Source organism: Streptomyces sp. NPDC058157, assembly GCF_042884105.1.
GTDB lineage: Bacteria > Actinomycetota > Actinomycetes > Streptomycetales > Streptomycetaceae > Streptomyces.
Genome location: NZ_JBHVUQ010000085.1, coordinates 1 through 12,543, shown reverse-complemented (window position 1 = coordinate 12,543; position 12,543 = coordinate 1). Strand labels below are relative to the sequence as shown.

General features: G+C 76.2%; 12 protein-coding genes. 11 read left to right on the top strand and 1 reads right to left on the bottom strand.

The genetic code is table 11. The features are described 5' to 3' along the window. Positions 1 to 449 precede the first annotated feature (449 nt). Positions 450 to 1,085, bottom strand: coding sequence for a hypothetical protein (locus ACFVXK_RS21445; RefSeq protein WP_389613959.1), 636 nt, complete (start codon positions 1,083 to 1,085; stop codon positions 450 to 452). A 137-nt stretch (positions 1,086 to 1,222) separates the two neighbouring features. Here ACFVXK_RS21445 and ACFVXK_RS21440 point away from each other — a divergent pair, with 137 nt between their 5' ends. From ACFVXK_RS21440 to ACFVXK_RS21390, 11 genes are all read left to right on the top strand, one after another. Beyond that, positions 1,223 to 1,900 carry a response regulator transcription factor gene (locus tag ACFVXK_RS21440; RefSeq protein WP_389613957.1) on the top strand — a complete coding sequence of 226 codons (678 nt, stop codon included), beginning with the start codon at positions 1,223 to 1,225 and terminating at the stop codon, positions 1,898 to 1,900. A gap of 106 nt (positions 1,901 to 2,006) precedes the next feature. Beyond that, a complete protein-coding gene (locus ACFVXK_RS21435) occupies positions 2,007 to 3,389 on the top strand; it encodes an ATP-binding protein (protein ID WP_389613995.1) in 1,383 nt (460 codons plus the stop codon). A 144-nt stretch (positions 3,390 to 3,533) separates the two neighbouring features. Then, a complete protein-coding gene (locus ACFVXK_RS21430; protein ID WP_389613955.1) occupies positions 3,534 to 4,319 on the top strand; it encodes a class I SAM-dependent methyltransferase in 786 nt (261 codons plus the stop codon). A 166-nt stretch (positions 4,320 to 4,485) separates the two neighbouring features. Continuing rightward, positions 4,486 to 5,001, top strand: a complete 516-nt coding sequence (locus tag ACFVXK_RS21425) for a universal stress protein (RefSeq protein WP_389613953.1) — start codon at positions 4,486 to 4,488, stop codon at positions 4,999 to 5,001. An 89-nt stretch (positions 5,002 to 5,090) separates the two neighbouring features. After that, positions 5,091 to 5,663, top strand: coding sequence for a hypothetical protein (locus ACFVXK_RS21420; RefSeq protein ID WP_389613951.1), 573 nt, complete (start codon positions 5,091 to 5,093; stop codon positions 5,661 to 5,663). Positions 5,664 to 5,780: 117 nt separating this feature from the next. Then, a complete protein-coding gene (locus tag ACFVXK_RS21415; protein ID WP_389613949.1) occupies positions 5,781 to 6,191 on the top strand; it encodes a hypothetical protein in 411 nt (136 codons plus the stop codon). Positions 6,192 to 6,310: 119 nt separating this feature from the next. Continuing rightward, complete coding sequence (locus ACFVXK_RS21410) at positions 6,311 to 7,405, top strand: PLP-dependent cysteine synthase family protein (protein ID WP_389613947.1); 1,095 nt, start codon at positions 6,311 to 6,313, stop codon at positions 7,403 to 7,405. Continuing rightward, positions 7,405 to 8,715 (top strand): MDR family MFS transporter, encoded by a 1,311-nt coding sequence (locus ACFVXK_RS21405; protein WP_389613945.1) that lies wholly within the window; start codon positions 7,405 to 7,407, stop codon positions 8,713 to 8,715. The genes ACFVXK_RS21410 and ACFVXK_RS21405 overlap by 1 nt, the downstream gene beginning before the upstream one ends. A 116-nt stretch (positions 8,716 to 8,831) precedes the next feature. After that, positions 8,832 to 9,950 carry an LLM class flavin-dependent oxidoreductase gene (locus ACFVXK_RS21400; RefSeq protein ID WP_389613943.1) on the top strand — a complete coding sequence of 373 codons (1,119 nt, stop codon included), beginning with the start codon at positions 8,832 to 8,834 and terminating at the stop codon, positions 9,948 to 9,950. A 21-nt stretch (positions 9,951 to 9,971) separates the two neighbouring features. Then, positions 9,972 to 11,342, top strand: a complete 1,371-nt coding sequence (locus ACFVXK_RS21395) for an NtaA/DmoA family FMN-dependent monooxygenase (RefSeq protein ID WP_389613941.1) — start codon at positions 9,972 to 9,974, stop codon at positions 11,340 to 11,342. A gap of 62 nt (positions 11,343 to 11,404) precedes the next feature. Further along, complete coding sequence (locus tag ACFVXK_RS21390) at positions 11,405 to 12,499, top strand: M20 family metallopeptidase (protein ID WP_389613993.1); 1,095 nt, start codon at positions 11,405 to 11,407, stop codon at positions 12,497 to 12,499. Positions 12,500 to 12,543: the final 44 nt, after the last annotated feature.

Here is a 12,543-nt window from a genome sequence, read left to right as displayed (position 1 = left end):
CGGAGGCACGGCCCGGGTCCACCCGACCCGAGGACGTGGCCCAAAGGGCAGCCCGGGGCACGGCGCTGGAACACGGCCCGGGTCCACCTGACCCCAGGGGCACGGCCCGGGGACACGGCCCGGGTCCACCCGGCCCGAGGGCGTGGCCCAAGGGCATGACCCGGGGGGCACAGCCCGGGTTCACCGGCCCCAGGGGCACGGCCCAGAGGCACTTCCCGGGGCCACCCGACCCGAGGACGTGACCCAAGGGCATGGCCCGGGGGCGCGCAGCCCGGGTTCACCCGACCCCAGGGGCACGGGCCTAGGCGCACAGCCCGGGGCCATCCTGCCCGGGGTCACCCGGATCTGGGCGTGGCCCGGACGTGTGGAGCGGTGGTTCGGCCGCGCGGCCGGTCGGGGAGTGGTGCGGCCGGCGGGCCGGACGGGGTGGTGGGGGCGGTCGGCGGGGGTCAGCCCTTCGTCAGGGGGGTGTTCTCGGTCGCCGTGCCGTCCGTGCCCGAGATCGTCACCGCGTGGCGGACGCCGTCCGGGCCGAGGACCACGGCGCGCCAGGCGCTGCCGCCGCCCTGCTGCGGGACGGCGCGCAGGGCCTCGACCTTGCCGCCGGGCACGGCCGCCGCGGCCTTCTGCGCGGCCTGGTCGATCGGCAGGGCGGGCAGCGGGGCGGGGGCCGCCGCGCCCTTCTTCCCGGACTCCCCGTCCAGACCGGCGGCGCCGTCGCGCACCTGCGGGTTCTTCGGGTGGGGACGCTCGCCCTGGGGGCCTCGTCCACCGTGACCGCCGTGGCCGCCGTGGCCGCCCTCGTGACCGCCCTCGTGGTCCGGCGCGGCCCAGCCCGGGCGCCCGTCCTTCGCCATCGCCTCCCGGTGGCCGTCGTGGTGGCCGGCGACCGCCACGGCCGCGGCCCCGCCGCCCACGATCACCGCGGCGGCCGCCCCGGCCACCGCCCAGCGCGCTCCGGCGCCACGGGGCACCACGCGGCCCACCCGGGCGAGGCGGCCCTTGCGCTTGGCCGTGCCCTCACCGGCCGCGGCCTCGGGCTGGGGCTCGGGGTTCTGCTCGGGCTGCGGGAAGGACTCTGACATGGCGGGACTCCTCGGAAGACCGCCGGGTACCGCACCCGGCTCGTCGCAGAGCCTGCCGAGGCGATGCTGAAGCCCACCTGAAGCCCGCTGAAGACCTCTTCAGCAATCCGCCCGCCGGGCCTGAGACCCTGGTCGGCATGCGCGTACTGGTGGTGGAGGACGAGAGGCGGCTGGCCGCGGCCCTGCAGCGGGGCCTGCAGTCCGAGGGCTTCTCGGTGGACGTGGCCCACGACGGCCCGCAGGGGCTGTGGATGGCCTGCGAGCACGACTACGACCTGATCGTGCTCGACATCATGCTGCCCGGCCTCAACGGCTACCGGGTGTGCGCCCGGCTGCGCGCGGCCGGCAACGAGGCCGGGATCCTGATGCTCACCGCCAAGGACGGCGAGTACGACGAGGCGGAGGCCCTGGACACCGGCGCCGACGACTTCCTCTCCAAGCCGTTCTCCTACCTCGTCCTGGTGGCCCGGCTGCGAGCGCTGGGCCGCCGCACCGGCCGGCGCGGCCCGCAGACCCTGCTCCTCGGCGACCTGCTGCTGGACCCGGCCCGTCACGTGTGCTCGCGCGGGGAGACGGAGATACGGCTGACGGCCCGGGAGTTCGCGGTGCTGGAGTACCTGGCCCGGCGCCCCGGCGAGGTGGTGCCCAAGCGGGAGATCCTGGAGCAGGTGTGGGACAGCGCCTTCGACGGCGATCCCAACGTCGTCGAGGTGCACGTCAGCGCGGTGCGCCGGAAGATCGACGCCCCCTTCGGCCGGTCCGCCCTGGAGACCGTGCGGGGCGTCGGGTATCGGCTGGCGGCCGACGGTGGCTGAGCTCCCGGCGGGGCGCGCCCCCCGCGTCCCCCGCGTCCCCCGCGCCCCCCGTGCCCCCCGCTTCCCCCGTTTCCCGAAGGCCCTGCCGCGCCGGCTGCGCTCGCGCCTGCGCCGGCTGCGGCCCGTCACCGTCCGCGCCCGGGCCACCGCGGGCGCCGTCGCCGTGGTGGCCGTCGCGCTGGCCGTGGCCTCCGTGGCGCTGCTCGGGCTGCTCCGGGCCGGCATGCTGCGCAACGCCGAGCGCGACGCCGAGGAGCAGGCCGTGGCGGTCGCGCAGCTCGCGGCGGGCGGCCGCCTCGACCGGATGCGGGCACCGCTGCACGGGGCCGACTTCGTCCAGGTGGTCAACGCCCGCGGCCGGGTGCTGCGCGCGACCCCGAACCTGGCGGGCCTGCCCGCGCTGGGGCCCGCCGCCGGGGCCCAGGGCCCCGGCACGGTGTTCCACACCTGGCGGATCCGCCCGCTCGGCGGGGAGCACCGCCAGCGGGTGGTGCAGGTGACCACCCAGACGCCCGACGGGCTGGTGTCCGTCTACGTCGGGACCTCGCTGCGGGACGTGGACGCCGCCGACGACACCACCACCGCCGCACTGGTCGTCGGCGGCCCGCTGCTGCTGGCGCTCGTGGCCCTGGTGACCTGGCGGGTCACCGGCCGTGCGCTGCGGCCCGTCGAGGCGATCCGGGCGGAGGTCGCCGAGATCAGCGACCGCGACCTGCACCGCCGGGTCCCGGTGCCGCCGACCGGGGACGAGGTGGCCCGGCTGGCCCGGACGATGAACACCACCCTGGACCGGCTGGAGTCCTCCGGGATCCGCCAGCGCCAGTTCATCGCCGACGCCTCGCACGAGTTGCGCAGCCCGCTGACCGTGCTGCGCACCCAGCTGGAGGTGGCCCTGGCGGTGCGGGACCCCGAACTGTGGCCGGAGCTGATCAGCGGGGCGCTGGAGGACACCGACCGGCTGGAGCGGCTCTGCTCCGACCTGCTGCTGCTCGCCCGGATCGACGCCGCCCAGCCCGCGGCCTCGGTCCGGCTGGACCTGGGCGCCCTGGTGCGGGACGCGGTGGACGCGCGGCTGGGCGACCGGGTCCCCGTGCGCGTCCGCGCGGCGGAGGGGGTCGTGGTGGAGGGCAGCGAGCTGTGGCTGACCCGGGTGGTGACCAACCTGCTGGACAACGCCCAGCGGTTCGCCGCCGGACGGGTCGAGCTCGTGCTGCGCACCTCGGGCCCGCCGGAGGTGCGGACCGCCCTCCTGGAGGTCCGGGACGACGGCCCCGGCATCCCGTCCGCCGACCGGGAGCGGGTCTTCGAACGGTTCACCCGGCTCGACGACGCCCGCAGCCGCGACCACGGCGGCGCCGGCCTCGGGCTGGCCATCGCCCGCGACCTGGCGGCCCACCACGGCGGTACGCTCACCGCCGAACCCTCCACCGCGGGCGCCCGCCTGGTCCTGCGCCTCCCGGTCCCGGCTCCGGGCGCCGGGACGGACTGACGGACGGACTGACGGGGCGTCCAAGCGCGCGGGGCGTCAGGGGCCGGACCATCCTCCATTCCACACCTGCCGCCCATATGGCTGTTTCCACAAGCATCTGCAAGGCCGTGTACGAAAGGGTCCTCGCGGATGCAGGATGCAACCATGAATGTACGCACTCAGGACGGCAGCGCCGGGGACGTCGATTACGGAGCCATCGGCTCCGGCTACGCCTCCTTCCGGCGCCCCGACACCCGTATCGCGCGGTTCATCGCCGAGGCCCTGGGCGACGCCCGCACGGTCCTCAACGTCGGCGCCGGCGCCGGATCGTACGAGAACGCGGCCCGCGAGGTGACCGCGGTCGAGCCCTCGCGGTCCATGCGCGCCCAGCGGCCGGCCCGGCTGGTGCGCGCCGTCGACGCCGTCGCCGAGGACCTGCCCTTCGCGGACGGCGCGTTCGACGGGGCGATGACCCTGTTCAGCGTGCACCAGTGGAGCGACGTCACCCGGGGGCTGCGCGAGATGCGGCGGGTCACCCGGGGCCCGGTGGTGGTGCTCACCTGCGCCCCGTCGCTGGTCCGCGACTTCTGGCTGTACGAGTACGCCCCCGAGGTGCTCGACACCGAGGCCCGGCGCTACCCGCGCGTGGAGGACATCGCGGCGGCCCTCGGCGGCACGGGGACGGTCCACACCGTGCCGATCCCGCTGGACTGCACCGACGGCTTCAACGAGGCCTACTACGGGCGTCCCGAGATGCTCCTCGACCCGGCCGCCCGCCAGGCCTGCTCGGCGTGGAGCTTCGTCGACGACGGGGTGCGGGAGCGCTTCGACGAGCGGCTGCGCCACGACCTGGCCTCCGGCGCCTGGGACGCCCGCCACGGCCACCTGCGGACGCAGGCCGCGTACGAGGGCTCCCTCGTGCTGGTGCGCGCGACCCCGGAACCGGCCTGAGCCGGCCGGCCCCGGGGGGTGTGCCCCGCCTCCTGACGGGACCCTGATGCCCGGGGCCCGGTTCCATACGGGCCGCTGACGGCCCGTCGGGCCCGACCTGCCGTTGAATGGAACCCGGACACGGCCCGCCGGATCCCGGCGGGCGGGCGGCTGGGGAGGAGCGGCGGTGCGGCGACGCGTGGTGGCGGGGGTGAGCGGCGGCCCGGGCGGTCTGACGGCGCTGCACCGGGCCGCGGCCGAGGCCCGGCTGCGGGGTGCGGAGCTGTGGGCGGTGCTGGCCTGGCAGGCTCCGGGCGGAGGCCTGGGCAGCCGGACCTCCTGCGTGTGCTCCCCCTTCCCCGAGTGCCGGGCGGCGGCGGTCGAGCGGCTGCGCGAGACCCTGGACGCCGCCTTCGGACCGGGCGGGCCGGGCGTCACCCTGGCCGGGCAGGCGGTACGGGGCCTGCCGGGGGCCGCGCTGGTCGACGCCGTACGGGACCCGGAGGACCTGCTGGTGGTCGGCGCCGGAGGGCGCGGCGGGCTGCTGGGCGCCCTGCGCCCGTCGGTGGCCCGGTACTGCCTGGCGCACGCGCCCTGCCCCGTCCTCACGGTGCCCCCGAGCCCGCTGGAGGCCGAACTGCACGCCGTACGACGGCGCAACGCCTGGCGGATCCCGCTGGACGCGCGGGAGCTGCACCCCTGACCCCGCCGGACGACGGCCGTCCGGAACCCGGCCGTCGATTGTCCGATTCGCGGCCCGTCATCACGCGGGGGGCACGCTAGGATCACGGCGTGGTCACAGCCCGGTCGCCCCGCATGCCGCGGACCCGCCCCTCCGCGGGTCTGCTGCACCTGCTCGGGCTGACCCTGCTGCTCCTGGCCCTGGCCTGCGCCCACGGCTCCGGCGGGTCCCACGACCCGTCCGACCACGCCACCGCGCCACACGCCCAGGTGTCCACCACCGCACGGGACGCCACCGCCCCGGACGCCACCGCCCCGGACGCCACCGCCCCGGACGCCGCCGTTCGGACCCTCGCGATCCAGGCCGACACCGTTGCGGCGGAAGCGCTCCGGATCGACGCGGCTCCGGCCGACACCACCCGGGCCGCCGCGGCCCGGCGTGGTCTCGCGGTCCCGGTGACCGACTCCGTCGGCCGCCATGACCCTGCGCACCCGGTCCACGCGTGCGTGCCCCTGTCGCCCCGGGCGACCCCCGCCCTCGACGCCCCGCCCGCCCCGGCGACCCCGGTGGAGGACCGCGCACCCGTCGGCGCCCCCGCCTCCCGCGGCACGGTGCGCGCGGCCGGGCCCGTCGGCGACGACACCCTGGCGCACACGAGGAGTTCCGCCGTCCTGCGGGTGTAGGCACCGGGATCCGCGCCGCCGGCGACCCCGCACGCACAGCCGTGCCCGGGAGCCGTCCCAGGAGATTCCCGCCGCCGCCCGTCCCCGGGCCGGGGCCGCCCGCCGCACGGAGGAACTGTGCCCGCCCAACCCCAACGACGAGCGATTCGTCCGCTTACCTCCAGGTATGCCGTCCTGCTCGGCACCCTGCTCGCGGCGCTGCTGTTCGCGGCCCCCTCCTGCTCCTTCCCCCCGCACGCCCAGGCCGCGAACGGCTCGCCGACCGCTGGAGCCGTGCTCCAGCCCGGGCCCACGGGCGCTGAAGGACACCCGCATCCCGACCCGGCCCACGGCTTCACCTGCTCCCCCGCCGACCCGGCCCCCTCCCTCCGCTTCGACACCCCCGTGGACTCCGGGACGGCCCGGCCCCACGGCGCCCCGGCGCCCGCCACGGCCGTCGTCCCGGCCCCGTGCCCCGGCGACGGCAGGCCCGCCCGGGCCCGTTCCGCACGTTCCACTCTCGCCGTCGTCTGTCGGTGGCGGCTCTAGGCCGCTCCCGTGAGCCCGTTGGCGGGGGCCGACGCACACCCCACGGGGAACTCCGCCCCGCCACGGCACGACTCCTCCCGAGAGCGCCCACCGACGCACTACCTAACGAGAGCGGAACCATGCATTCTTCGGCCACCGACGTCACCCCTCCCCTCCGCACCACCCTGTCCGGACTGGTCGGCAACACCCCCCTGCTGCGCGTCTCCGAGCCCCTGTCCCCGGCGGGGCGCGGCTTCTGGGCGAAGCTGGAGGGCTTCAATCCCGGCGGCATCAAGGACCGCCCGGGCCTGCACATGGTCGAACGCGCCCGCGCCCGGGGGGACCTGGCGCCCGGAGCCCGCGTCATCGAGTCCACCAGCGGCACCCTGGGCCTCGGCCTGGCGCTGGCCGGCATGGTCTACGGACACCCCGTCACCCTGGTCACCGATCCCGGCCTGGAACCGTCGATGACCCGGCTGCTGACGGCGTACGGGGCCCGGGTCGACGTCGTCTCCGAACCCCACCCCACGGGCGGCTGGCAGCAGGCGCGCCGGGACCGGGTCACCGAACTGCTGGGGAGGCATCCCGGCTCCTGGTGCCCGGACCAGTACAACAACCCGGACAACACCACCGCCTACACCCCCCTCGCCCTCGAACTGGCCGCCGAACTGGGCCACATCGACGTCCTCGTGTGCAGCGTCGGCACCGGCGGCCACTCGGCGGGCCTCTCGCGCGCCCTGCGCCAGCTCTACCCGGAGCTCAAGGTGGTGGGCGTGGACACCGTCGGGTCCACCATCTTCGGCCAGCCCGCCCGCACCCGCCTGATGCGCGGGCTCGGCTCCAGCATCTACCCCCGCAACGTGGCCTACGAGCAGTTCTCCGAGGTCCACTGGGTCGCCCCGGGCGAGGCCGTGTGGACCTGCCGCGAGCTGGCCTCCTCCCACTACGCCACCGGCGGCTGGAGCGTCGGCGCGGTCGCCCTGGTCGCCGGATGGCTGGCCCGCACCCTCCCCCCGGAGACCCGGATCGCGGCCGTCTTCCCCGACGGCCCCCAGCGCTACCTGGGCACCGTCTACGACGACGACTACTGCGCCGCCCACGGCCTGCTCGACTCCCCGCCGGCGCCGGAGCCCGACACGATCGGGCGGCTGGACGAGAAGGAGGTCACGCGGTGGACCCGCTGCACCGCCGTGGTCGACCCGCTCACCCTGGCCGCGGCGGAGGTGTCCGCCTGATGAAGGGCACCCTCGCGCAGGTCCGCACCTACGAGCGCAGCGTGCGGCTGCTGATGGTGAACCAGTTCACCATCAACCTCGGCTTCTACATGCTCATGCCCTACCTGGCCACCCACCTGGCCGGCCCGCTCGGGCTGGCGGGCTGGACGGTCGGGCTGATCCTCGGCGTCCGCAACTTCAGCCAGCAGGGCATGTTCCTCATCGGCGGCACCCTCGCCGACCGGCTCGGCTACAAGCCGATGATCGTCGCCGGGCTGGTGCTGCGCGTCGCCGGCTTCGCCACCCTCGGCCTGGTGGACTCCGTCCCCGCCCTGATCGCCGCCTCCGCCGCGACGGGCCTGGCCGGAGCCCTGTTCAACCCGGCCAGCCGCGCCTACCTGGCGGCCGACGCGGGCGAGCGCCGGGTGGAGGCCTTCGCCCTGTTCAACGTCTTCTACCAGGCCGGGATCCTGCTGGGCCCGCTGGTCGGCATGGTGCTGACGGGCGTGGACTTCCGCGTCACCTGCCTGGTGGCGGCCGGGATCTTCGCGGTGCTGAGCCTGGTGCAGATCCGGGCCCTGCCGCAGCGGCGCGGGGCGGACGCCCCGGCGGAACGCGCGCCCGAGCAGCGGGAGGGGGTGCTGGCGCAGTGGCGCGGGATCCTGCGCAACCGGCCGTTCCTGCTGTTCTCCGTGGCGATGATCGGCTCGTACGTGATGACCTTCCAGGTGTACATGGCGCTGCCGCTGGAGGTCCGCCGCATCGGCGGCGAGGGCCGCTTCGGGACCGCGGCGGTGGCGGTGCTGTTCGCCGTCTCGGGGCTGAGCACGATCCTCTTCCAGACCCGGGTCACCGCCTGGTGCAAGGCCAGGATGGAACCCGGACGGGCCCTGGCCTGGGGGCTGTTCGCCATGGGCGCGGCCTTCCTGCCGCTGCTGGCCGCCACGGCCCTGCCGGTGCCGGAGTCGGTGACGGGGACGCGGCTGCTCGCGGCGGTGCCGCCGGCGCTGTCGGCGCTGCTGCTGGCGGCGGGGACGATGATCGCCTACCCCTTCGAGATGGACACCATCGTCCGCCTCTCCGGGGACCGCCTGGTCGCCACGCACTACGGGCTGTACAACACCGTCTGCGGGGTGGGGATCGCGCTGGGGAACCTGCTGACCGGGGCGGCGCTGGACGCGGCCCGCGCGGCGGGGATGTCGGCGCTGCCCTGGCTGGCGCTGTTCGCCCTCGGGCTGGGCTGCACGGCCGCGCTGTACGGGCTGCACCGCACGGGCCGCCTGGCCGCGCCCGCGCCCGGACCGCAGCCCCGGGAGGCCGTGTCCGCCTGAGGCCGTTCGCGCCCCGGCGGGACTCCCCCGCCGGGGCGCGGGCGCAACAAGACCGCCAAATGCCCTTAACACGGCGGTCGTTGTACGGTACACACCGCCCGCGTAGCGTCCTCGGCATGTCCGAACTGCACCTCGCCGTCGCCCTCGACGGCGCCGGCTGGCATCCGGCGGCCTGGCGCGAGCCGGGTGCCCGGCCGGCGGAACTGTTCACGGCCCGGTACTGGGCCGGCCTCGTCACCGAGGCCGAGGCGGGACTGCTCGACTTCGTCACCTTCGAGGACTCCCTGGCCCTCCAGTCCGCCGCGCCGGCCGCCCCCGACGAGCGCACCGACCAGGTGCGCGGGCGGCTGGACGCGGTCCTCACCGCCGCACGGGTGGCCCCGCTGACCCGGCACATCGGGCTGGTCCCGAGCGTGACGGCCACCCACACCGAGCCCTTCCACGTCTCCAAGGCCATCGCCACCCTCGACCACGTCAGCCGGGGCCGGGCGGGCCTGCGCGTGCAGACCTCCGCCCTGGCGCACGAGGCGGCGCACTTCGGGCGGCGGAGCTTCCCGGTGCCGGTGGGCGAGCTGGCCGGGGAGGCCGCCGACCACGTGGAGGTGGTCCGCAGGCTGTGGGACAGCTGGGAGGACGACGCCGAGATCCGCGACGTGGCCACGGGCCGGTTCCTCGACCGGGCCAAGCTCCACCACGTCGACTTCACCGGGCCCCACTTCAGCGTCCGGGGACCGTCGATCACCCCGCGGCCGCCGCAGGGCCAGCCGCTGGTCACGGCTTCCGCGGGCGCCGTGGCCCCCGGGTCCGGGCCCGTGGACCTGCTGTACGTGACCCCGCACGATCCGGAGGAGGCCCGTGCGGCGGTGGACGCCGCGCGCTCACCGCACGTCTTCGCCGACCTCACCGTCTTCCTGGACGGGGACGGCCCGGCGGCCGCCGCCCGCCGCGCGCGCCTCGACGCGCTCGCCGGGCAGCCGGCCCCCACCGACGCGGCCGTGTTCACGGGAACCCCGGCCGGGCTCGCCGACCTGCTCCTGCGGTGGCGGGCGGAGGGCCTGACCGGGTTCCGGCTGCGGCCGGCCGTCCTCGCCCACGACCTCCCGCTGATCACCCGCGCCCTGGTGCCCGAACTCCGCGGGCGGGGCGCCTTCCGGAGCGCGTACGGGGCCACCACGCTGCGCGGACTGCTGGGCCTGGACCGCCCGGCCAACCGGTACGCCGCCACCCCCGCCTGAACCGGTCCACGGAAGGACACCATGAGCACCCAGCCGCGCGAGCGGGGCAAGCAGATCCACCTCGCGGCCCACTTCCCCGGGGTCAACAACACCACCGTGTGGAGCGACCCGGCGGCCGGCAGCCACATCGAGTTCGACTCCTTCGTGCGCTTCGCCCGGACCGCGGAACGCGCCCGGTTCGACTTCCTGTTCCTCGCGGAGGGACTGCGCCTGCGCGAGCAGCGCGGGAAGATCCACGACCTCGACGTCGCGGGCCGGCCCGACACCTTCACCGTCCTCGCCGCCCTGGCCGCCGTCACCGAACGGATCGGCCTGACGGGCACCATCAGCTCCACCTTCAACGAGCCCTACGAGGTGGCCCGCCAGTTCGCCACCCTCGACCACCTCTCGGCGGGCCGCGCCGCCTGGAACGTGGTCACCTCCTGGGACGCCTTCACCGGCGAGAACTTCCGGCGCGGCGGCTTCCTGCCCCGCGAGGACCGCTACACCCGCGCCCGGGAGTTCCTCGCCACCGCGACCGAGCTGTTCGACTCCTGGGACGGCACCGAGATCGCCGCCGACCCCGCGACCGGCGCCTTCCTGCGCGACGCCCGCGCCGGGGCCTTCGCGCACCGGGGGCACCACTTCGACATCGCGGGCCGGTTCAACGTGCCCCGCGGCCCCCAGGGCCGGCCGGTGGTCTTCCAGGCGGGCGACTCCGACGAGGGACGGGAGTTCGCCGCCGCCCACGCCGACGCGATCTTCAGCCGGTACGGGACCCTGGAGGAGGGCCGCGCCTTCCACACCGACGTCAAGCGGCGCCTCGCCCGCCACGGCCGCCGCCCCGACCAGCTGCTGATCCTGCCCGCCGCCACCTTCGTCCTCGGCGACACCGACGCCGAGGCCCGCGAACTCGCCCACGAGGTACGCCGCCTCCAGGTCGGCGGGGCCACCGCGATCGCCCACCTGGAGCAGGTCTGGAACCGGGACCTGTCCGGCTACGACCCCGACGGCCCGCTGCCCGACGTCGACCCCGAGCCCGGCGAGAACACCGTCGCGCTGGGCCGGGCGAGCGTACGGGCGTTCCGCGACCCCCTGGCCACCGCCCGGCGGTGGCGGGAGCTGGCCGAGGCCAAGAACCTCTCGATCCGCGAGCTCGTCATCGAGACCACCGCCCGCCAGACCTTCGTCGGCTCCCCCGCCACGGTCGCCGCCTCGATCGACGAGCTGGTCCAGGCGGACGCCGCCGACGGGTTCATCCTGGTCCCGCACCTGACCCCGGACGGGCTGGAGGGCTTCGCCGACACCGTCGTCCCGCTGCTCCAGGAACGCGGGGTCTTCCGCACCGAGTACGAGGGCACCACCCTGCGCGACCACCTCGGCCTCGGCGTACCGCAGGCCCCGACCCCATGAGTCCGGGTCCTGGACCGGTTCTCCGCCGCCGCGCACGGAGGGCTACCCTGTGCGACGTGACGATGCAGACGGACGCCGGGGTGAGCGTCGACGCGATGATCGAGGACCTGCGCACGCTCGTGGAGGTCGAGTCCCCGTCCCGGGACGTGGAGGCCCTCGCGGCCTCGGCGAAAGCCGTCGCGGGGATCATCGAGCACCGTCTGGGCGGCCACGCGGTGCTGGTCGAGAGCGAGGCCGGTCCGCACGTCCACTGGTCGGGCGGCGGCGAGCCGAAGGTGCTGATCCTGGGCCACCACGACACGGTGTTCCCGCTGGGCACCCTGGAGCGGCGGCCGTTCACCGTCGCCGGCGACCGGGTGACCGGACCCGGCGTGTTCGACATGCTGGGCGGGATCGTGCAGGCGGTCCACGGGCTGGCCACGCTGGCCGACCGCTCGGGCGTCGAGATCCTGATGACCGCGGACGAGGAGGTCGGCTCCCGCTCCTCCCGGGCCCTGCTGGAGGAACGCGCCCTGGCCTGCGGCGCGGTCCTGGTGCTGGAGGGCGCCGCCGACGGCGGGGGCCTGAAGACCGGGCGCAAGGGCTGCGGCGCCTTCCGGGTGTCCATCGCCGGGCGGGCCTCCCACGCCGGTCTGGAGCCGGCGGCCGGGGTCAACGCCCTGGTCGAGGCGGCCCACCAGGTGCTGGCCATCGCGGGGTTCGGCCGCCCCGGTGCCGGTACCACCGTCACCCCGACGGTGGCCGCCGCGGGCACCCTGGAGAACGTCGTCCCCGCGGAGGCCACCGTCGTGGTGGACGTCCGCGTGGAGTCGGACGAGGAGCGCGAGCGCGTGGAGTCCGCCTTCGCCGCGCTGACCCCGCACCTGCCGGGGGCGCGGATCACGGTGGAGGGGTCGATCACCCGCCCGCCGATGCCCGAGTCGGCGGCGGCCGGGCTGTTCGCCGTGGCGCAGCGGCTGCTGCCCGGCATCGAGGGCCGGGCGGTGGGCGGCGGCAGCGACGGCAACTTCACCGCCGCGCTGGGCGTTCCGACGCTGGACGGGCTGGGCGCGGTCGGCGGCGGCGCCCACGCCGATCACGAGTACGTGCTGATCGGCTCCATGGCCGAGCGGGCCGACCTCGTCGCGGGCCTGGTGGCCGCGCTGCGCGGCGCCTGAACCGGCAGGCGGACGCCGGGCCCGTCCGTGACGGGCCCGGCGTC

What these genes read in the sequence shown, in the direction of transcription:
- ACFVXK_RS21395 (WP_389613941.1), top strand. Translation starts at nt 9,972, where the DNA reads ATGAGCACCCAGCCGCGCGAGCGGGGCAAGCAGATCCACCTCGCGGCC.
- ACFVXK_RS21440 (WP_389613957.1), top strand. Translation starts at nt 1,223, where the DNA reads ATGCGCGTACTGGTGGTGGAGGACGAGAGGCGGCTGGCCGCGGCCCTG.
- ACFVXK_RS21445 (WP_389613959.1), bottom strand. Translation starts at nt 1,085, where the DNA reads ATGTCAGAGTCCTTCCCGCAGCCCGAGCAGAACCCCGAGCCCCAGCCC.
- ACFVXK_RS21410 (WP_389613947.1), top strand. Translation starts at nt 6,311, where the DNA reads ATGCATTCTTCGGCCACCGACGTCACCCCTCCCCTCCGCACCACCCTG.
- ACFVXK_RS21405 (WP_389613945.1), top strand. Translation starts at nt 7,405, where the DNA reads ATGAAGGGCACCCTCGCGCAGGTCCGCACCTACGAGCGCAGCGTGCGG.
- ACFVXK_RS21400 (WP_389613943.1), top strand. Translation starts at nt 8,832, where the DNA reads ATGTCCGAACTGCACCTCGCCGTCGCCCTCGACGGCGCCGGCTGGCAT.
- ACFVXK_RS21390 (WP_389613993.1), top strand. Translation starts at nt 11,405, where the DNA reads ATGCAGACGGACGCCGGGGTGAGCGTCGACGCGATGATCGAGGACCTG.
- ACFVXK_RS21430 (WP_389613955.1), top strand. Translation starts at nt 3,534, where the DNA reads ATGAATGTACGCACTCAGGACGGCAGCGCCGGGGACGTCGATTACGGA.